Origin of the sequence: Serratia sp. BFP-2025, from assembly GCF_050880365.1 — a bacterium.
Classification (GTDB): Bacteria; Pseudomonadota; Gammaproteobacteria; order Enterobacterales; family Enterobacteriaceae; genus Serratia; species Serratia surfactantfaciens.
Window position 1 is genome coordinate 39,992 of the sequence record NZ_JBPAFV010000004.1, and the last position, 19,691, is coordinate 59,682.

The 19,691-nt window shown below is 55.3% G+C and carries 18 protein-coding genes and 1 pseudogene; 5 read left to right on the forward strand and 14 right to left on the reverse strand.

The window, feature by feature from the left end; translation table 11 throughout:
* Position 1 precedes the first annotated feature (1 nt).
* The 14 genes and pseudogenes from ACRAWE_RS20895 to rpmH all read right to left on the reverse strand — a co-directional run bounded on the left by ACRAWE_RS20895 (position 2) and on the right by rpmH (position 11,988).
* Positions 2–1,054 (reverse strand): hypothetical protein, encoded by a 1,053-nt coding sequence (locus ACRAWE_RS20895; RefSeq protein ID WP_063918281.1) that lies wholly within the window; start codon positions 1,052–1,054, stop codon positions 2–4.
* 77 nt (positions 1,055–1,131) lie between these two features.
* Entirely contained in the window at positions 1,132–1,698 is a 567-nt protein-coding gene (locus ACRAWE_RS20900; RefSeq protein ID WP_019455489.1) for an NADPH-dependent FMN reductase, read from the reverse strand.
* A gap of 162 nt (positions 1,699–1,860) precedes the next feature.
* On the reverse strand, positions 1,861–2,586 hold the full coding sequence (locus tag ACRAWE_RS20905) for a 4'-phosphopantetheinyl transferase family protein (protein ID WP_432525837.1): 726 nt from the start codon (positions 2,584–2,586) through the stop codon (positions 1,861–1,863).
* Between the two features lie 133 nt (positions 2,587–2,719).
* A complete protein-coding gene (locus ACRAWE_RS20910) occupies positions 2,720–3,520 on the reverse strand; it encodes an MBL fold metallo-hydrolase (protein ID WP_049240390.1) in 801 nt (266 codons plus the stop codon).
* Between the two features lie 465 nt (positions 3,521–3,985).
* Positions 3,986–5,008, reverse strand: a complete 1,023-nt coding sequence (locus tag ACRAWE_RS20915; protein WP_164095898.1) for an RES family NAD+ phosphorylase — start codon at positions 5,006–5,008, stop codon at positions 3,986–3,988.
* A 2-nt stretch (positions 5,009–5,010) separates the two neighbouring features.
* A complete protein-coding gene (locus tag ACRAWE_RS20920; protein ID WP_164095897.1) occupies positions 5,011–5,943 on the reverse strand; it encodes a sce7725 family protein in 933 nt (310 codons plus the stop codon).
* A 6-nt stretch (positions 5,944–5,949) separates the two neighbouring features.
* Positions 5,950–6,837 (reverse strand): sce7726 family protein, encoded by an 888-nt coding sequence (locus ACRAWE_RS20925; protein WP_164095896.1) that lies wholly within the window; start codon positions 6,835–6,837, stop codon positions 5,950–5,952.
* A 259-nt stretch (positions 6,838–7,096) separates the two neighbouring features.
* Positions 7,097–7,626, reverse strand: a pseudogene (locus ACRAWE_RS20930) (tyrosine-type recombinase/integrase); the annotation flags it as partial.
* Positions 7,627–7,785: 159 nt separating this feature from the next.
* On the reverse strand, positions 7,786–7,977 hold the full coding sequence (locus tag ACRAWE_RS20935) for an Arm DNA-binding domain-containing protein (protein ID WP_164095895.1): 192 nt from the start codon (positions 7,975–7,977) through the stop codon (positions 7,786–7,788).
* A gap of 171 nt (positions 7,978–8,148) precedes the next feature.
* Positions 8,149–9,513, reverse strand: coding sequence for a tRNA uridine-5-carboxymethylaminomethyl(34) synthesis GTPase MnmE (mnmE, locus tag ACRAWE_RS20940; RefSeq protein WP_019455492.1), 1,365 nt, complete (start codon positions 9,511–9,513; stop codon positions 8,149–8,151).
* A gap of 96 nt (positions 9,514–9,609) precedes the next feature.
* A complete protein-coding gene (gene yidC, locus ACRAWE_RS20945; RefSeq protein ID WP_019455493.1) occupies positions 9,610–11,247 on the reverse strand; it encodes a membrane protein insertase YidC in 1,638 nt (545 codons plus the stop codon).
* 2 nt (positions 11,248–11,249) lie between these two features.
* A complete protein-coding gene (gene yidD, locus ACRAWE_RS20950; protein WP_004933881.1) occupies positions 11,250–11,507 on the reverse strand; it encodes a membrane protein insertion efficiency factor YidD in 258 nt (85 codons plus the stop codon).
* Positions 11,471–11,830: a ribonuclease P protein component gene (gene rnpA / locus ACRAWE_RS20955; RefSeq protein WP_004933883.1), complete on the reverse strand. Its 360-nt coding sequence runs from the start codon at positions 11,828–11,830 to the stop codon at positions 11,471–11,473. Before rnpA ends, yidD begins: the two co-directional genes overlap by 37 nt.
* 17 nt (positions 11,831–11,847) lie before the next feature.
* Positions 11,848–11,988, reverse strand: coding sequence for a 50S ribosomal protein L34 (gene rpmH / locus ACRAWE_RS20960; protein ID WP_000831330.1), 141 nt, complete (start codon positions 11,986–11,988; stop codon positions 11,848–11,850).
* 682 nt (positions 11,989–12,670) lie between these two features.
* Between rpmH and dnaA the strand changes: the two genes are divergently transcribed.
* The 5 genes from dnaA (at position 12,671) to yidA (ending at position 19,674) form a co-directional block, all read left to right on the forward strand.
* Positions 12,671–14,065: a chromosomal replication initiator protein DnaA gene (gene dnaA, locus ACRAWE_RS20965; protein ID WP_004933889.1), complete on the forward strand. Its 1,395-nt coding sequence runs from the start codon at positions 12,671–12,673 to the stop codon at positions 14,063–14,065.
* 4 nt (positions 14,066–14,069) lie between these two features.
* The gene (gene dnaN / locus ACRAWE_RS20970; protein ID WP_004933892.1) at positions 14,070–15,170 is read left to right on the forward strand and encodes a DNA polymerase III subunit beta; all 1,101 of its coding nucleotides are present in this window, start codon (positions 14,070–14,072) and stop codon (positions 15,168–15,170) included.
* A 45-nt stretch (positions 15,171–15,215) separates the two neighbouring features.
* The gene (recF, locus tag ACRAWE_RS20975; protein ID WP_004933895.1) at positions 15,216–16,301 is read left to right on the forward strand and encodes a DNA replication/repair protein RecF; all 1,086 of its coding nucleotides are present in this window, start codon (positions 15,216–15,218) and stop codon (positions 16,299–16,301) included.
* An 18-nt stretch (positions 16,302–16,319) separates the two neighbouring features.
* Positions 16,320–18,734, forward strand: coding sequence for a DNA topoisomerase (ATP-hydrolyzing) subunit B (gene gyrB / locus ACRAWE_RS20980; protein ID WP_049200580.1), 2,415 nt, complete (start codon positions 16,320–16,322; stop codon positions 18,732–18,734).
* Positions 18,735–18,858: 124 nt separating this feature from the next.
* Complete coding sequence (gene yidA, locus ACRAWE_RS20985; protein WP_063918278.1) at positions 18,859–19,674, forward strand: sugar-phosphatase; 816 nt, start codon at positions 18,859–18,861, stop codon at positions 19,672–19,674.
* Positions 19,675–19,691 lie beyond the last annotated feature (17 nt).

Here is a 19,691-nt window from a genome sequence, read left to right on the forward strand (position 1 = left end):
CCTAGACGCCCGGCGTCGCATCCGGCGCTTGATCCAACACCCACTGCAATGGCCGCCTGAAGCGCGCCTGCCAGCTGCCGGCGGCATCCTCTCCCTGGGCGAAGTGCAGCGTCTGCACCTGATTCTCCTCCCCGAACAGATTGGCGAAATGTAGCGCCAGCGCCTGTTCGCTGAAGTTTTGCCGATCGTAATACGCCATCACGATTTTCTTTTGCGCCGCCAGCGACTGCTGGGCGGGTTTGATTTCGCCGTGGGGGGCGATCAGCAGCGCACCGGCGTAAAACTGCGGGTATTTCGCGAGCAGGTTAGCGGCGTGCAGCGCGCCCTGGCCGCGGGCGCTGAGGTAAATCCGTTGGGGATTCAGCTTTAGCTGCGGGGCCAGCTGTTGCACCGTGCGCTGCAGGGCGGTTTGGGTGCTCTCGTCGCTGTAATTTGACCAGCGGAAGCTGTTTTCCGACAGCATCTGCGTGCCGTTGATCTCGATGTAGGCCACGCCCATTTCGCCGAACAGCAGCCGCTCCTCGGGGCTGATGGCGGCGGCTTTGCCGTAGGTATGCAGGAAGATCACCGTTGGCCAACCTGCGGGCGGCGCTTCGCCGTCCGGCACCGCGTAGCTGGCTTTGCCTTCATACTGGCGTGCGTGCTGCAGATAGCGCGCTTTGGTGGCGGCCAAAATGGATTGGTAAGTGGCGGAGTGTTGGATGCTGTTGAAGGCGTCGTCCTCCAGCAGGTTGTAGTAGTACCACAGGCCGCGGTCGGCGCTCAGCTGCAGGTAACGCTCCGCCAGCTCGGTTTGCCCTTTCTCCGCCGACGACACCGCCAGTTGGTAGGGCGCCCAGACGTTGCGGCCGTCTTCGCGCATCAGCGTCAGGTACAGCGACATGGCGCCGAGCTTTTTATCTTCCTGGTTTTGCGCGGATCGCGACAGTTGGGCGTTGAGCGCGCTGTGCGCAGGCAGCTCCAGCGGCTCTTCACCGGCGGGATAACGCATGTCTGCGGCGAAAGCGGGACTGGTGATGGCAACAAAAAATAACGCTAAAATGAAAAAATACATGATGCTATGGCTTTAATTTCTAATGAATTGACGGACTTCATGTCCTGTTGCGGCGCCCGGCAGGCGCCGCGAGACCTTCACTCCACGCGGCGAATAAAATCGCTGAATGCGGACAGCTGGCCAGTCAGGAAATCCAGCGTTCCCTGATCGCTCAGTTCACCAGCCTGTTCATCCACCTTGCTCTGGATCACACCGCCCATAAACTCAGGCTTGTTCATTACCATCGCATCGAGGAACACCAGGATCTGGCGCAGGTGATATTGGCAGCGCGCGCCGCCGATCGGCCCCATCGAACTGGTTTGAATGGCGACCGGCTTACCGGCCAGCGGCTGATTCGGCAAGCGCGACAGCCAGTCGATGGCGTTTTTCAACCCGCCGGGCACGGAATAGTTGTATTCGGGGGTAACGATGATCACGCCGTCGGCCTGGCGGATCTGCTCGGCGATCGCCTCGACCGCGGCAGGGAAACCTTCACCCTGCTGCAGGTCGGCATCGTACAGAGGGATATCGCGGATGGAAGGCAGCGCTTCAATGGTGACGCCCTGCGGAGCCAGGCCTGGCAAGGCGCGGGCCACCATGGCGTTGTAGGAGCCTTTGCGCAGGCTGCCGAGCAGAGTGACGATTTTTAAGGCTTGGTCTGACATGGTGATTCTCCCTTTCGAATGAGCAGATTCAGCGAACAACATGGGCGAATAGTAGGCTAAAGCTCGGGTCGAGAATAGGCGATTGCTCAACATTTAGCTGTTTTTACAATTTAATGCAGAAACTCGTGCGGCAAAGACAAGTGCTGTCCGCTTTGCACCGCCTTAACCGGGCGTCGTCAGGCCCGTCAATTTGACGAAACGCGAGGACGCCGCCGGACTGCGCGGCGAGATCTCCCCGTCTTTGCGCAAACCGTGGCGCTCTTCGTAGCGCCAGCACAGCAGGCGATCCAGGCTAGGGCTGCCGGCGCACGCCCAGCTCAGGTATTCGTCGGCGTCGCTCATCACCTGAACGTCCGGCGTGGCGCTGGAGCGCAGGTGACCGGAGAAGGGATGCAGACGCAGCGTAGACTGGCCGCTGTTGCCGAGGCCGGAAATTTTCAGCACGCTTTGCCGAATGCTCCACAGCTGAGTCTCCGCCTCCAGCCGATCGTCCTGCGCGCCGATCCAGGCGCTTTCCGCCGGCGTCTGGTGCGCGTTCTGCAGCGCGCTTTGCCGGCTGCCGCGCGCCCGCATCACTTCGATATCCAGTCCGACTTTGCCTTCGTCGCTGAGCAGCACGCCCACGGTGTTGCTGGCGTAGGCGAGGCTAAAATCGGGCAGCTGATGGTCGGCGAAGCAGGGGCGGCCGGTGGGCGTGGTGGCTATAGGGGGAAGCGTCGGCAGGCCGTACAGGTAGAACATCATTTCGGCGAGCAGAATGCGCCCTTGCAGGTAGCGCGTGCGGCGCTTAACGGAAAAGGTGCGGGTGGCGGCTATCACTTCGTCGGCGAGTCTCTGGGTATCCAGGACAGCGGAGGCCGGGGTCCATCGGGCAAAATGACACGCCATTGTTCGCTCCATGACAGAGGGTCGCTAAGAACGCAGGGGGGTTAGATTAAGACTAAGTTGAGGATTTATCATCAAAAAACACTATGCGTTTTATCCGATTTGTTGCCGATTTCAGTGATGAACGGCGCAGGCGTTATTCCAGGATCCAGCTATCGCCGGTGGCCGGCGCGATCCCTTCCGGCAGCCATAGCCGACCCCACGCGCCGGTACAGTGGCAACCCATGATCTTTTCCGGCTGGTGCTGCCGTAAAAAACGGCGGACGCGCCAGAGCGTGCGCGGGGAAGCGCAACGCAGATGAAAACCGCCAATCAAGGCGTGGATCCGATCGATACCGGTGATTTTCTGGCAGTGGCGCACGATATTCACGATCCCGCGATGCCCGCAGCCGGTCACGATCACCAGACCGCGATCCGATTTGTAAATCAGCACCCCTTCGTCGATAACGTAATCCACCGCCGCGTTTTCCCCGGTAATCACCCCGTAGGCGCGCGGTGCGGGCACGGCGATTTCACCTGACCACATAAAGCGATCGCCGATCGCCAGCGGCTCGCGGCTGTAGTGCATGTTATGGCGCGAGTAGTCGATGTCCAAAGAGAGCTTTTTGATTTTGTGGGTGTGGCCCAGCACCTTCAGCGCCGCATAGCGCTCATCGCCGACCTGCGGGTGGCAGATGATGCGGCTGTTGTCCGGCAGCCAGGCGACGCCGCCGCAGTGGTCATAGTGGCCGTGGGAGAGCACCGTCGCGGTGATGCGGGAGAGATCGACGCCCATCAGCGCCGCATTGCGCAGGAAGCTGTCGTCGGGGCCGGTGTCGAACAGTATGGAGGTCGTCTCGTCCTCAATCAGCAGGCTTAACCCGGCCTTGGCCTGCAATAGCGGGTTGGCGCCGGCGGCGCGGCGGTTTTCCAGCAATACCTTGAGGGTTAACGCCATGTTGACTCGTTCCTGAGAAAGACACCTGACCTTCCAGTATATCGCGGGCAGTTGCGGTGGCGCTGTGAGCCAGCGCGCAGAGCGAGAGCGGGAAAGAAAAACGGCCGGAACAGGGTGCCCCGGCCGTGAAGGCGTCTGGCGGTGTTACGTCAAATAAATTAACGGTAGCATAGCTTGAGATAATATCTATAAGCACACTCAAGAACACAAAATTATAATGTTGTATTGTTTGGAATGACGCTGCGCTCCTTGGTTTGCAGGGGGAGCGCAAAAGGTGCTTTTTTATGGTCGCAGTTCGTCCTTGAATGGAAAAATTTTTCAGTGGTGATAAGGTAGTTCCGGAGTAAAGGGGAATCTCGCGGGTAATTAAATCACTGGTAAGAGATTTTTATTTCTGAAACAATAATGCTAGTAATAGTAATTTTTAGTTGATGTTACTGGCATCAGTTCTGAAAAGTCTATTTTTTATTTTTGTTGTACCTCAACACTTACGCGAGAAACGTCATATTGGGATGTTGAAATCGGGGCTGCTAACGTTGGGTCGAATAAGGCTAAGTTTATTCCTTCACTTACCGAACTTCTGTAAATCACACCATGAAAACCAATTTTTTTAATGAATTCGCATAAATATTGACTAGGGATATAATCAATGGCAGCACTTCGAGGTAATACTGGGCGAGTCAATTCCTCTCCTAACTTTTCTAGAAAAGGTATGTCTGCTCGCATTTTTCCTATTTCTTGTGCATCAGATAGGACAAAAGGAGAAACGTGTTTTCTTGGCTCTCTTAAATCAACAATGATTAGTTCTTCTGGTATTTCAAACTCGGCTACTGTTGCTATTTCACCTGTGTGTGGCCTAATCTCCGAAATCGCTGTGTCGGGCATGGAGCCTAAATATAAATATGGAATGCCCGTTGGGTTTGCTCGTCCATGACTGGCATACTGACTTGGAGGGGCTCCCATATCCTCAATTTTGTATGGAGTATCTGTTTGATTTATCCTCGCTCTAAACCATCTTTTAGGGATATTAAATGCTTTTAAATGGTTTAATAATTCCTGTAATCTTTGTGTATCGATGTTTTCATCAAGAAAGTATCTGTTTTTGTGAAGAATTTCATCTCGCAATGTATCCCATTGCGCAAGACCACTACTTTTGTAATTTTCTGAAGGAGAGAATTTTTTGCGCACTATATCTCCATCATCGAGAATCTCTCCCAATAAATCTTTAGCGTGAGCATTATCCATTTTGGGATGGGAAAATAAACACCAATCTTCTTTTAACCATTCAACAAGGCTTTTCCCCTCAGGATTTATTTCATATATATTTATCAGTAGTTCAAAATAATCAAGCAAGAGTTTCGGGTCAATGATATCAACATTATGACTATTGCAAAAAGAGCAGTTTCCTTTTTTTGGAGTCAACGTAGGGATTATATTATTTCTTAATCCGTTATCATTGAAACATTCAGTACAACACATTCTAATCATTTTTATCTCCTAAAATAATTAGCTAATGTTTCAACATGGTGCCTCATTGATAGTTTTTTGACCGTTCCCAATCCGGGAAAATGACCTTTTGCATGCAAGGCCCTAAATTCTACAATAGCTGAGGTTTCCACTACAGGAGAACCATCTTCATTTATTGTTGTAATGAGTTTTTCAAGTGCCTGACCAAATTTCCCTGCAGGGTCCGTTGGCGTATCTATTGTTGTTGAAACAAAATGATAAATATACATAACATTTTCTTTTTTAGATTCTAAGAACGTGAGATGTATTGCTACGGCATATGCTGGACCACCGCCTTCAGTATAATCATCCCCGACGATTAAAAAGTCGCCAAATCCATTCATTCCTTCTTCTCCGAAGGTTATATGAAGATCAGAAAACTCTTCAATAGGAGGATAATCAGCATTTTTTCTCTTTTTAAAACCGTCGCGAATTAATATTCTTTCGCAGCCATTGAAATGCTTTCTGTAGAGCTTGCCGCAGTATATTTCTAAGAAAACATGTTTGAAAACTCGTCCATTTGTTTTTTCTGACAAAGAGCGAGGTTCAGAAAATCCAGAGTGGATGAAACAAGGTTGATATTCAGCATGTTCATCAAGCAAATCTATTATATCTTCTTCATTCATCCCTTCACTTAATAATATCCCTGCAAAGATGTTTGCATGTCCATGAAAGCTGTCTCTCAATAACTGAGAGATATTATGTCCATTTGTTGAATGATCACCATATGAAGGGTTTACTATTACAATTGCATTACCTTTAGCTTCACAGATAGCTTTCAGTGTTTTTTCCAATCCATTCAGAGTTTCTTTAACTGGTTCGATAATTGGAATGAAACCAGCCAGAGCCATTGTCTCTGCTGTTTCACGAATTGCTATTAGTTCAAACTGCTTACCTCTAAAATATGGATAGTACATAGTTTATTAAACCCATTTAAGTGCTTCATTAAGAGGTTTATTTAACGTCTCAACTAAGCGATCTCGATCCTTACTACGCAACTGCACCATTAGGGCTATACTTTGCAATGCACTTGGTAAGTTTGCAATTAAAGTACTTAATGGAGCAAGATTACGCGTCCTTTTTAAAGTTTTTATCATGTATCTCTGTACATCAATTGGATTTAACTCAGTAAAAATCCCTCTTATTGCATTACTCATTAGTGTGTTGGGTAAATCTGGAATTTCGACATCTAAATATTTTAGAATTTCAATAGCTTCGCTAATTCTTAGTGAGTCAAAAATAGTTGCAGTACAAATATAATCAATGCACTCTTTTGCTTCTCTTATAATACTTATTCTATTCCATCTAACCAAACTCATTACTCCTACCTCTTCAGATGTTTTTTCCAAAACATCTTGAATATGTGCAGAGCCAGCAATGACGTAGATCTTACTAAATGCTTTTCTATAATTCTCTATTTGGCTCTCGAGTCTAGCAAGTGAGTCTCTATCGGATTTTATTTCGTATACAGTTCCACAACCGTTAAGAATAACCATATCTGCTTTGCTAGAGCCAATTCTAAACTCCGTAAGCATACTGGCGGTTCGCAAAGAATGGCGTCCTAATAATACATTTCGAATTAATGCCGAACGATAGACATACTCATTTCTCAAACCTGAGCGTCTGAGCAAAGAAAATGCTGTATCAAAGGCATCACCAATAGTTACATTATCTATGTCATCAGATTCGAAAAAAGAAGCCTCAGACAGCAACCTTGAAAAAAGCGGTGACTGACCTTTTTTTGCTATCTCGGAAATTACTGATGAAGAAAACATCCTTGATAGCGCTGAGAGTTGCGTAGGATTTAGCACATCTATCCTCACAATGTTTATACTTAATAGTAACTATCTCTCATATTATTAGTTACTTTCAGTGAGTTATATAACAATTATGATGATAACTTATTGGCTAACTTTTGTCACATTGTTGTTCCAGTTTATTTGCAAGTGATTGATTTTAATTGATTGATTTATATTGGTTTTTTGTCTTATGTTTTTTGTGCAGAACATTGAAGTGGCATAAGTAGGGTACTTAACTTATTAAATCAACTTATAATAATGTTCATTATTGTTATTTGACCTCATAAGTCTTCCTAGACTTCCCGATGGTCACATTACTTCCTGCATTGATCTGCGTATCCACAAAATCAGCCTGAGACAGGATCATCCCTCGGCGCTGGTTTAGGTACTCCGAGCGGTTGTAACCTCCGAGAGCGCAGGGAATTTTATGTGCCAGGTAATTCCCTACACAATCAGCGTTGTATTCCTGCTCATGTAGCACTGTGCTGGTAGTACGCCGGAAATCATGAATAAAAATACCTGACGTTTAGCGCCTGCGTACTTACTGTGCAGTTATGGGGTTCGGGCATTGGTAGTCGTTGCTGCTGGGGAAAACGTAAGGGGAATCTCCGACCAGAAATTCTAGCTCTTCGAACATCGCCAGCACCTGCTTTGACAGCGGAACAATATGCGGGTTATCCATCTTCATCCTTTCATTGGGGGTTCACTCCATGTCGCGTCAATCATCTCCGGTTTACGCATGATGTAGATAATCAGTAAGTTTAGCACCAGCTTATGGCGTCGAGATCCTCGTAAGAGGATAGCGGCGCAGCATTGTGTTGTACTTGTGGTCGCGCTGCTGGATTTCCTTGAAAAAATGCTCGGCGAACTGACTCAGAGTGGTGTCTTCCGGACCCACCAACTTGGCGCTGTTTCTTCTGCGCGGGTGACTCGCCAATGGCTGACATTTGCGATGTGCCATCACGCATGAGACTGGCGATCCTGAGGATAAGTGCCGGGTACTTCCCCAGCGTGAGCTTTTCGTTCTTGCCGTTCAGCCTGAATCATCCCGCCCGTTGGAAATACCTCCAGATACAGGCCGCGATAATCGCTGACGGTGTAGGTTTTGTCCCTGGGCTTGTGTGCCTTCAAGGCGGTGTCGGTGAGTGCCATCTTCTTCCTCCGTATGTCCAAGTAGAAGATGGCTCCGGCCAAACCGCTACTTGGACATAAAATCAGATGGTTTTCAGTGTGCTTCAGCAGAGGCCAATAGGCAAAAAGGCTAGTTTTTACGCGGGATTCAAGGCGGTTTGACGACCTTGATGGATGCCTGTAGAACCCGCGTTATTTACCGATACAGAAGCTGGAGAAAATGCGGCCCAGCAGGTCGTCGGAGGTGAATTCGCCGGTGATTTCGCTCAAGGCCAGCTGCGCCTGGCGCAGTTCCTCGGCCAGCAGCTCGCCCGCGTAAGCGCTCACTAACTGTTCTTTGCCCTGCACCAGATGCTGCGCCGCCAGTTCCAGCGCCTGCAGGTGGCGACGGCGCGCCAGGAAGCCGCCTTCCATGTTGCTGGTGAAGCCCATGCTCTGTTTAAGATGATCGCGCAGCACATCGACGCCTTCGCCGGTGCGGGCCGACAGGCGAATAAGCGAGTGGTTGTTCACTTCCGTCATACCCAGCGTTTCGCCGGTGATGTCGGCCTTGTTACGCACCACGGTGATCGGCAGCGTGTTCGGCAGGCGCGCCATAAACTCCGGCCAGATTTCGGCCGGCTCGGTGGCGGCGGTGGTGGTGCCGTCAACCATAAACAGCACTCTGTCGGCCTGTTCGATCTCGTTCCATGCACGTTCGATGCCGATGCGCTCCACTTCGTCGCTGGCGTCGCGCAGGCCGGCGGTGTCGATGATGTGCAGCGGCATGCCGTCGATATGGATGTGTTCGCGCAGAACGTCGCGGGTGGTGCCGGCGATATCGGTGACGATCGCCGCTTCGCGCCCGGCCAACGCATTGAGCAGGCTGGATTTACCGGCGTTAGGACGCCCGGCGATCACCACCTTCATCCCTTCGCGCAGCAGGCTGCCCTGGCGCGCTTCACCGCGCACGTTGTCCAGATCCGCCATCACGTCATTGAGCTGCGCCTCGATTTTACCGTCGGACAGGAAGTCGATTTCCTCGTCCGGGAAGTCGATCGCCGCCTCCACGTAGATTCGCAGGTGAGTGAGCGCTTCCACGAGCTGGTGGATGCGGGTGGAGAACGCGCCCTGCAGCGAGTTCATCGCCGAACGCGCCGCCTGTTCGGAGCTGGCGTCGATCAGATCGGCGATCGCTTCGGCCTGCGCCAAATCGAGTTTGTCGTTGAGAAACGCGCGTTCGGAGAACTCGCCGGGCCGTGCGATGCGTACGTCGGGCAGCGCCAGCACGCGCTTGAGCAGCAGATCGAGGATCACCGGCCCACCGTGGCCCTGCAGCTCCAGCACGTCTTCGCCGGTAAAGGAGTTCGGCCCGGGGAACCACAGCGCGATGCCCTGATCGAGAGTGTCACCAGTGGCGTCGCGGAACGGCAGATAGTCAGCGTAGCGCGGCTTCGGCAGCTTGCCGAGCAACGCCTGGGCGACGTCTTTGGCCTTGCTTCCGGAAATGCGCAGAATGCCGACGCCGCCGCGTCCCGGCGGGGTGGCTTGGGCTACGATGGTATCGGTGGTGCTCATAACGGTTCTCTCTGACGATTAAGATGCAAAAAGGCGGTCTAATGACCGCCTTTGGTGTGACTGCAAGGGTCGGCGCGCCGAACCCCTACAATACGCTTAGCTTTTTTTCTTGTCGCGGCTGTGCAGACCGCGTTTTTCCAGACCACGGTAAATCAGCTGCTGCTGCAGGATGGTCACCAGGTTGCTGACGATGTAGTACAGCACCAGACCGGACGGGAACCACAGGAAGAACACTGTGAAGATCACCGGCATGAAGGTCATGATTTTCTGCTGCATCGGGTCAGTCACGGTGGTCGGCGACATCTTCTGAATGAAGAACATCGTCACGCCCATCAGGATTGGCAGGATGTAGTACGGGTCTTGCGCCGACAGGTCATGGATCCACAGGGCGAACGGCGCGTGGCGCAGCTCGACCGAACCCATCAGCATGTAGTACAGCGCCAGGAAGATCGGCATCTGAATGATCAGCGGCAGACAGCCGCCGAGCGGGTTCACTTTCTCCGCCTTGTACAGCGCCATCATCTCTTGGCTCATGCGCTGTTTGTCATCGCCGATACGCTCGCGCATCGCCTGCAGTTTCGGCTGCAGCATGCGCATTTTCGCCATCGAGGTGTACTGCGCCTTGGTCAGCGGGTACATGATGCCGCGCACGATGAAGGTGATGATGATGATGGAGAAGCCCCAGTTGCCGATAAAGCCGTGGATGAACTTCAGCAGTTTGAACAGCGGCTGGGAGATGAACCACAGCCAACCGTAATCCACGGTCAGGTCCAGGTGCGGCGCCAGCTGGGCCATCTGGTCCTGCAGCTCCGGACCGACCCACAGGGTGGCGTTCAGCTGTTGCTGAGCGCCCGGCTGCACCACAACCGGCGTAGACTTGAAGCCGATGGTGGACAGGTTGTCACCCGGTTTGGCGGTGTAGAAGGTGTTGTCACCCTTGGTCGCCGGCACCCACGCGGTGGCAAAGTACTGTTGCAGCATCGCGACCCAACCGTCTTTGGTGGTGACGCTCAGGTTTTCATCTTTGTCGAACGCGTATTTCTGGTACTTGTCTTCGCTGGACGAGTACGCCGCGCCGCGGAAGGTGTGCAGCGCGAAGTTGCTGCTGCCGGTGTCGCGGTGCTTAGGCAATTCGGTGGTCTGCTTCAGCTGGCCGAACAGGGTCAGCTCCAGCGGCGTCGCGCCTTTGTTGTCGATGCTGTAATCCACGCCGACCGCATAGTGATCGCGTTTGAGCACGAAGGTCTTGGTGTAGACCGCGCCGTCTTTATCGGTGTAGGTCAGCGGAATGCGCAGCTCGTCCTGGCCTTCCGGCAGGGTGTAGCTGTCTTGTGCCGCCTGATACAGCGGGCGTTCGCCGTTGGCCGGGTTGTCCGGGCCGTTTTTACCGGTCAGGCCGCTTTGCGCCTGATAGACGAACGACGGGGTGGTTTCCAGCAGTTGGAACGGAGTCGATGAACCCAGAGTATCCGGGTAGGCCAACAGTTTAGCCTGCTCGATATCGCCACCACGGGTGTTGATGGTCAGCGACAGCACGTCGGTGTTCACGGTAATCAGCTTACCCTGACCACTGGCTGGCACGGCCTGGCTGGCGGCATCACCGGCTACTGCGTTCGAAGTCTGTTGCGTGGTCTGTGCGGCCGGCTGCGGAGCGTTGTCCGTTTGCCATGCCTGCCAGATCATGAAAGACACGAACAGCAGAGCGATGAGGAGAAGATTGCGTTGCGAATCCATCGTTAGTGTTCTCTGTTATCGTCGGTTTTTGGCGGCACCGGATCATCGCCACCTGGGTTCAAAGGGTGGCATTTTAATACGCGTTTCAATGCTAACCAACTGCCTTTTATCATGCCAAACCTGCTTAATGCCTCAATTGCGTAATGAGAGCATGTCGGCTGGAAGCGACAACGAGGCCCTAGCAGCGGACTGATGACGAGCTGATAGGCTCGCACCAGCCCGATCAGGATGCGGGAGCCTGGCGACAGTGGCGACGCCATAATTTATCCAAAGCTTCCGTCAGCGCGCGGTTATCCAAATCCGCTATCCCCTTTTTGGCCACCACGACAAAATCCATCGCCGGTAATTCGTGCTGGCGCAGGCGGAAGCTTTCGCGGGTTAGGCGTTTGATCCGATTACGCTCGTGCGCGCGTTTGACGTGTTTTTTGGCGACGGTAAGACCGATGCGGGGATGCCCCAGCTGGTTCAGGCGGCCGAGGATGGTGATTTGCGGCGTGCCAGCCCGTTGTGGCTGCTGGAAGACGAAAGTGAAATGAGTGGGAGTTAACAAACGTAACTCCCTGGGAAAAGCGAGCTTAACCACTCAGCGGGTTAGCTTTATTACTTAGAAACAGTCAGACGAGCACGGCCTTTCGCACGACGGCGGGCCAGAACTTGACGACCATTTTTGGTGGCCATACGAGCACGGAAACCGTGGCTACGGTTGCGCTTCAATACGGACGGTTGGAAAGTGCGTTTCATAGCGATTTCTACCTAAACTTAAAATAATTACTGATCAGTAAACGCGTTTGGCTACTCGGCGTGAAGATGACCGACGCCTCAATCGCAATACATAAAGAAGCGGGATTGTAATAATTGTACAGTCCTGAGTCAATTCGCATCGCGCCAGCCTACCTGGTTGTCTGCCAATAACGGAACAAAATCCGGTCTTGGCCCGTGGTCACCGCAGAATCCTGTCTGGCTAATGACGCACCATAAGGAACCAGGTATCACACGTAGGGCGAAGATTATACGGACTCGGGGTGAAATCGCAAGGATCCCCGTGAGATCCTTTGCGCGCGATCCCAGGATCCGGCGTGGATAACAGGGTATAACCGGTTGACAATGTAAAAAACGCGGCGCAGCGGCCGGGATCTGCACGGTCGTGCGGCCGCAGCGGTGAAAAGATCGCCGCCGGCCGCGGCCTGTGGATAAAATGGATCTAATCTGTGAGGAAGGGGAGGATCTCTTGCGCGGATTGCGCTATGATCCGTCATTCCGATCGCGATCCCTCATGCCGGGATCGTGAGGGACACAAACCGTGAAAGGCGGTTCGCATCCCCCACAGGCAAACAGCCGATGCCGGGTATGTGTCAAAAATCATGAGTTATAAAAAAGTTGCCCGTTTCTTTTCTTTATTGATCTTGTTCGAGTGGAGTCCGCCGTGTCACTTTCGCTTTGGCAGCAGTGTCTTGCCCGATTGCAGGATGAGTTACCTGCCACAGAATTTAGTATGTGGATTCGCCCATTGCAGGCGGAACTGAGTGACAACACCCTGGCGCTGTACGCGCCTAACCGTTTTGTGCTGGATTGGGTTCGCGATAAGTACTTAAACAACATCAATGGTCTGCTGAATGATTTCTGCGGCACGGACGCGCCTTTGCTGCGTTTTGAAGTCGGCAGCAAGCCGATCACGCAGGTGATAAGCCAGACCGTGACCGCCAGCGTCAGCAGCGCTCCTGCGGCTCCGGCGGCGCGCACGGCCGCGCCTTCGCGCCCGAGCTGGGACAACGCGGCGGCGCAGCCCGAGCTCTCTTACCGCTCCAACGTCAACCCTAAACACACCTTCGACAACTTCGTCGAGGGTAAGTCCAACCAGCTGGCGCGCGCGGCGGCTCGCCAGGTGGCGGACAATCCGGGCGGTGCCTACAACCCTTTGTTCCTGTATGGCGGCACCGGCCTGGGTAAAACTCACCTGCTGCACGCGGTCGGCAACGGCATCATGGCGCGCAAGGCCAACGCCAAAGTGGTCTACATGCACTCGGAACGCTTCGTGCAGGACATGGTCAAAGCGTTGCAGAACAATGCCATCGAAGAGTTTAAGCGCTACTACCGTTCGGTCGACGCGCTGCTGATCGATGACATCCAATTCTTCGCCAACAAGGAGCGTTCGCAGGAAGAGTTCTTCCATACCTTTAACGCCCTGTTGGAAGGCAATCAGCAGATCATCCTGACCTCGGATCGCTACCCTAAAGAGATCAACGGAGTGGAAGATCGTCTGAAGTCCCGCTTCGGCTGGGGGCTGACGGTGGCGATCGAGCCGCCGGAGCTGGAAACCCGCGTGGCGATCCTGATGAAAAAGGCCGACGAAAACGACATTCGCCTGCCGGGCGAAGTGGCGTTCTTCATCGCCAAGCGCCTGCGTTCCAACGTGCGTGAGCTCGAAGGGGCGCTGAACCGCGTGATCGCCAACGCCAACTTTACCGGCCGGGCCATCACCATTGATTTCGTGCGCGAAGCGCTGCGCGATCTGCTGGCGCTGCAGGAAAAGCTGGTCACCATCGACAATATTCAAAAGACGGTGGCGGAGTATTACAAGATTAAAGTCGCGGATTTGCTGTCCAAGCGGCGTTCGCGATCCGTTGCCCGCCCGCGCCAGATGGCGATGGCGCTGGCGAAGGAACTCACCAACCACAGCCTGCCGGAAATCGGCGATGCGTTTGGTGGCCGCGACCATACCACGGTGTTGCACGCCTGCCGGAAGATCGAGCAGCTGCGTGAGGAAAGTCACGACATCAAAGAAGATTTCTCCAATTTAATCAGAACATTATCTTCATAGCGCTATGAAATTTATCGTTGAACGTGAGCATCTGCTAAAACCGCTGCAACAGGTGAGCAGCCCGCTGGGCGGCCGCCCGACCTTGCCGATCCTGGGCAACCTGCTGCTGCAGGTGACGGAAGGCTCCCTGCTGCTGACCGGCACCGATCTGGAGATGGAGATGGTGGCGCGCGTCGCCCTGTCCCAGCCGCATGAGCCGGGCGCGACCACCGTGCCCGCGCGCAAATTCTTTGATATCTGCCGTGGCCTGCCGGAAGGGGCGGAGATCGCTGTCACGCTGGAAAGCGAGCGCATGCTGGTGCGGTCCGGCCGCAGCCGCTTCTCGCTGTCCACGCTGCCCGCGGCGGACTTCCCGAACCTGGACGACTGGCAGAGCGAGGTGGAGTTCACCTTGCCGCAGGCGACGCTGAAGCGCCTGATCGAAGCCACCCAGTTCTCGATGGCCCATCAGGACGTGCGTTACTACCTGAACGGCATGCTGTTTGAAACCGAAGGCGAAGAGCTGCGCACCGTCGCGACCGACGGCCACCGCCTGGCGGTGTGCTCGATGCCGATCGGCCAGCAGCTGCCGTCGCATTCGGTGATCGTGCCGCGTAAAGGGGTGATGGAACTGGTGCGTCTGCTGGACGGCGGCGATTCGCTGCTGCAGCTGCAGATCGGCAGCAACAACATCCGCGCCCACGTTGGCGATTTCATCTTCACGTCCAAGCTGGTTGACGGCCGTTTCCCGGACTATCGCCGCGTCTTGCCGAAGAATCCGGACAAAACGCTGGAAGCCGGCTGCGATCTGCTCAAGCAGGCGTTCGCCCGCGCGGCCATTCTCTCGAACGAGAAATTCCGCGGCGTGCGGCTGTACGTCAGCCAGAACCAGCTGAAGATCACCGCCAACAACCCGGAGCAGGAAGAGGCGGAAGAGATCCTCGACGTCAGCTACGACGGCGCGGAGATGGAGATCGGCTTCAACGTCAGCTACGTGCTGGACGTGTTGAACGCGCTCAAGTGTGAAGACGTGCGCCTGCTGTTGACCGACTCGGTCTCCAGCGTGCAGATCGAAGACGGCGCCAGCCAGGCGGCGGCCTACGTTGTCATGCCAATGCGGTTGTAGTCTCGTTACCTTGAATTACAGCACCGTCATCGGTAAAGAGATTGCATGGCTCTGACGCGTTTATTGATTAAAGACTTCCGCAATATCGAGGCGGCGGATTTGGCGCTGGCGCCGGGATTCAACTTCCTGGTCGGCGCCAACGGCAGCGGCAAGACCAGCGTGCTGGAGGCGGTGTATACGCTCGGCCATGGCCGCGCCTTTCGCAGCCTGCAGGCCGGTCGGGTCATTCGCCACGACCAACCGGAGTTCGTGCTGCACGGCCGCATCGAAGGCGCGGAGCGCGAGCTGTCGGTAGGATTGAGCAAGAGCCGTCAGGGTGACAGCAAAGTACGCATCGATGGCAGCGACGGCCACAAGGTGGCCGAGCTGGCGCAGCTGCTGCCCATGCAGCTGATCACTCCCGAAGGTTTTACCCTGCTGAACGGCGGGCCGAAATTCCGGCGCGCTTTCCTGGACTGGGGCTGTTTTCATAACGAACCCGGTTTTTTCACCGCCTGGAGCAACCTGAAACGGTTACTGAAGCAGCGCAATGCCGCGCTGCGCCAGGTGAGTCGCTATGCGCAGATCCGCGCCTGGGATCAGGAACTGATCCCGCTCGCGGAGCGCATCAGCGAATGGCGGGCGGAATACAGCGACGCGATCGCCGCGGATATCACCGCGACCTGCGCGCAGTTTCTGCCTGAATTCGCCCTGAGCTTCTCCTTCCAGCGCGGCTGGGACAAAGAGAGCGACTACGGCGAGCTGCTGGAGCGCCAGTTTGAGCGCGACAGGGCGTTGACCTATACCGCGGTGGGGCCGCATAAAGCGGACTTTCGCATTCGTGCCGACGGCACGCCGGTAGAGGATTTGTTATCGCGCGGTCAGCTTAAGCTGCTGATGTGCGCGTTGCGCTTGGCGCAGGGTGAGTTTCTCACCCGGCAGAGCGGGCGGCGTTGCCTGTATCTGATTGATGATTTTGCCTCCGAGCTGGACACCGGCCGTCGCCGGTTGCTGGCCGATCGCCTGAAAGCCACCCAGGCCCAGGTTTTTGTCAGCGCGGTCAGCGCTGAACAAGTGACCGACATGGCCGGTGAAAAGGGCAAGATGTTCCGCGTGGAACAGGGTAAAATAGAGGTTCAACCACAGGACTAAAATGAGCGAGAAACGTTGATGTCGAATTCTTATGACTCCTCAAGTATCAAGGTATTAAAAGGGCTGGATGCGGTGCGCAAGCGCCCGGGCATGTATATCGGCGATACCGATGACGGCACCGGTCTGCACCACATGGTATTCGAGGTTGTGGACAACGCTATCGACGAAGCGCTCGCGGGCCACTGTAGTGACATTCAGGTCACCATCCATGCCGACAACTCGGTATCGGTGCAGGATGACGGCCGCGGCATTCCGACCGGCATTCACCCGGAAGAAGGGGTTTCAGCCGCAGAGGTCATCATGACCGTGCTGCACGCCGGCGGTAAATTCGACGACAACTCCTATAAAGTTTCCGGCGGCCTGCACGGCGTGGGCGTCTCGGTGGTTAACGCCCTGTCGGAGAAACTGGAGCTGGTGATCCGCCGCGAAGGCAAAGTGCACGAACAAACTTACAGCCACGGCGAGCCGCAGGCGCCGCTGAACGTGGTGGGCGAAACCGAGCAGACCGGCACCATGGTGCGCTTCTGGCCGAGTCACCAGACTTTCACCAACGTGACCGAATTCGAGTACGACATTCTGGCCAAGCGTCTGCGCGAGCTGTCCTTCCTCAACTCCGGCGTGTCCATCCGCCTGAAGGACAAGCGCACCGACCGTGAAGACCACTTCCATTACGAAGGCGGCATCAAGGCGTTTGTCGAGTACCTGAACAAGAACAAAACCCCGATCCACCCGAACGTGTTCTACTTCTCCACCGTGAAAGATGACATCGGCGTGGAAGTGGCGCTGCAGTGGAACGACGGTTTCCAGGAAAATATCTACTGCTTCACCAACAACATTCCGCAGCGCGACGGCGGCACGCACCTGGTCGGTTTCCGTACCGCGATGACCCGCACGCTGAACAGCTACATGGAGAAGGAAGGCTACAGCAAGAAGGCCAAGGTCAGCGCCACCGGCGATGACGCGCGTGAAGGCCTGATCGCCGTAGTGTCGGTGAAGGTGCCGGATCCTAAGTTCTCCTCTCAGACCAAGGACAAGCTGGTCTCTTCCGAGGTGAAAACCGCGGTTGAAACGCTGATGAACGAGAAGCTGGTGGATTACCTGATGGAGAATCCAGGCGACGCGAAAATCGTGGTCGGCAAAATCATCGACGCGGCGCGCGCGCGCGAAGCGGCGCGTAAGGCGCGTGAGATGACCCGCCGCAAAGGCGCGCTGGATCTGGCCGGCCTGCCGGGCAAGCTGGCGGACTGCCAGGAACGCGATCCGGCGCTGTCCGAACTGTACCTGGTGGAAGGGGACTCCGCGGGCGGCTCTGCCAAGCAGGGGCGTAACCGCAAGAACCAGGCTATCTTGCCGCTGAAGGGGAAAATCCTCAACGTCGAGAAAGCGCGTTTCGACAAAATGCTTTCTTCGCAGGAAGTGGCGACGCTGATCACCGCGCTGGGTTGCGGCATCGGCCGCGACGAGTACAGCCCGGACAAGCTGCGTTACCACAGCATCATCATCATGACCGATGCCGACGTCGACGGTTCGCACATCCGTACGCTGCTGTTGACCTTCTTCTACCGCCAGATGCCGGAAATCATCGAGCGCGGCCACGTGTTCATCGCGCAGCCGCCGCTGTACAAGGTGAAGAAAGGCAAGCAAGAGCAGTACATCAAAGATGACGAGGCGATGGATCAGTACCAGATCGCCATCGCGATGGACGGCGCTACGCTACACACCAACGCCAGCGCGCCGGCGCTCGGCGGCGAGCAGCTGGAGAAACTGGTGGCTGAGCACTATAGCGTGCAGAAGCTGATCGGCCGCATGGAGCGCCGCTACCCGCGCGCGCTGCTGAACAGCCTGATCTACCAGCCGACGCTGAACGAAGGCGATCTCAGCGATGAAGCCAAGGTGAAAGCCTGGATCGCTTCGCTGGTGCAGGCGCTGAACGACAAAGAACAGCATGGCAGCAGCTATGACTTCGTGATCTTCGAGAACCGTGAACGCCAGATGTTCGAACCGGCACTGCGCATCCGTACCCACGGCGTGGATACCGATTATAAGCTGGACTTCGACTTCATCCACGGCGGCGAATACCGCAAGATCTGCCAGCTGGGCGAGAAGCTGCGCGGGCTGATCGAAGAGGGTGCGTTTATCGAGCGTGGCGAACGCCGTCAGCCGGTAGACAGCTTCGAGCAGGCGCTGGAGTGGCTGGTGAAAGAGTCGCGCCGCGGTCTGTCGGTGCAGCGTTATAAAGGTCTGGGCGAGATGAACCCGGAACAGCTGTGGGAAACCACCATGGATCCGGAAAGCCGCCGCATGCTGCGCGTGACCGTCAAGGACGCCATCGCCGCCGATCAGCTGTTCACCACGCTGATGGGCGATGCGGTTGAACCGCGTCGCGCCTTTATCGAAGAAAACGCCCTGAAAGCGGCGAACATCGATATCTGATGCGTTAATGGCTGTGAAAATCCGCGCCGGGCGACCCGCGCGGATTTTTTTACGCCTTTTTTGGCGCTGACAGCCGAGGCTGAAACGCGTTAGCATGGAAAAAAACCACTGGGAGAAGCGTTGAATGGCTATTGAACTGATTGCGATCGACATGGATGGCACGTTGCTGGATCCGCAGCACCAAATCACGCCGGCGGTAAAGCAGGCTATCGCGGCGGCGCGGCGCAAAGGGGTGCATGTGGTGCTGGCCACCGGGCGGCCTTATGTCGGCGTGCAGGACTATCTGCGCCAGTTGGACATTCAGGGCCCCGGCGATTTTTGCATCACCTACAACGGCGCGCTGGTGCTGCGTGCGGCCGACGGCGCCTGCATCCTGCAGGAAACCCTGGGCTTCGAGGATTATCTGCACTTCGAGCAGATGGCGCGCGAGTTCGGCGTTCACTACCAGGCGTTTGATTTCGATACCCTCTATACCCCGAACAAGGACATCGGCAAGTACACCATCCACGAGGCGGCAATGACCGGCATCCCGCTGAAATACCGCAGCGTGGAAGAGATGGATCGCCAGATGCGTTTCCCGAAAGTGATGATGATCGACGAGCCGGAGCTGCTGGACAGCGCCATTGCGCGCATCCCGGCGGAAACGCGCGAGCGCTACACCATTCTCAAAAGCGCGCCTTACTTCCTCGAGATCCTGCATAAGAACGTCGATAAGGGCGCCGGGGTGAGAATGCTGGCCGAGCACCTCGGCGTGGCGCGGGAAAATATCATGACGCTGGGGGATCAGGCCAACGATACGGCGATGATCGAATATGCCGGCGTCGGCGTGGCGATGGGCAACGCCATTCCCGAGCTGAAAGCGGTGGCGCAGTTTGTCACCAGCGCCAATACCGAAGACGGCGTGGCGCGCGCCATCGAGAAATTTGTGCTCAACGCCTGAGAAAACGGGGCGCTGCG

Coding starts and splice junctions, on each gene's coding strand:
- ACRAWE_RS20895 (WP_063918281.1), bottom strand. CDS start 1,054: ATGTATTTTTTCATTTTAGCGTTATTTTTTGTTGCCATCACCAGTCCC.
- ACRAWE_RS20900 (WP_019455489.1), bottom strand. CDS start 1,698: ATGTCAGACCAAGCCTTAAAAATCGTCACTCTGCTCGGCAGCCTGCGC.
- ACRAWE_RS20905 (WP_432525837.1), bottom strand. CDS start 2,586: ATGGCGTGTCATTTTGCCCGATGGACCCCGGCCTCCGCTGTCCTGGAT.
- ACRAWE_RS20910 (WP_049240390.1), bottom strand. CDS start 3,520: ATGGCGTTAACCCTCAAGGTATTGCTGGAAAACCGCCGCGCCGCCGGC.
- ACRAWE_RS20915 (WP_164095898.1), bottom strand. CDS start 5,008: ATGATTAGAATGTGTTGTACTGAATGTTTCAATGATAACGGATTAAGA.
- ACRAWE_RS20920 (WP_164095897.1), bottom strand. CDS start 5,943: ATGTACTATCCATATTTTAGAGGTAAGCAGTTTGAACTAATAGCAATT.
- ACRAWE_RS20935 (WP_164095895.1), bottom strand. CDS start 7,977: ATGGCACTCACCGACACCGCCTTGAAGGCACACAAGCCCAGGGACAAA.
- mnmE (WP_019455492.1), bottom strand. CDS start 9,513: ATGAGCACCACCGATACCATCGTAGCCCAAGCCACCCCGCCGGGACGC.
- yidC (WP_019455493.1), bottom strand. CDS start 11,247: ATGGATTCGCAACGCAATCTTCTCCTCATCGCTCTGCTGTTCGTGTCT.
- yidD (WP_004933881.1), bottom strand. CDS start 11,507: ATGGCGTCGCCACTGTCGCCAGGCTCCCGCATCCTGATCGGGCTGGTG.
- rpmH (WP_000831330.1), bottom strand. CDS start 11,988: ATGAAACGCACTTTCCAACCGTCCGTATTGAAGCGCAACCGTAGCCAC.
- dnaN (WP_004933892.1), top strand. CDS start 14,070: ATGAAATTTATCGTTGAACGTGAGCATCTGCTAAAACCGCTGCAACAG.
- recF (WP_004933895.1), top strand. CDS start 15,216: ATGGCTCTGACGCGTTTATTGATTAAAGACTTCCGCAATATCGAGGCG.
- gyrB (WP_049200580.1), top strand. CDS start 16,320: ATGTCGAATTCTTATGACTCCTCAAGTATCAAGGTATTAAAAGGGCTG.
- yidA (WP_063918278.1), top strand. CDS start 18,859: ATGGCTATTGAACTGATTGCGATCGACATGGATGGCACGTTGCTGGAT.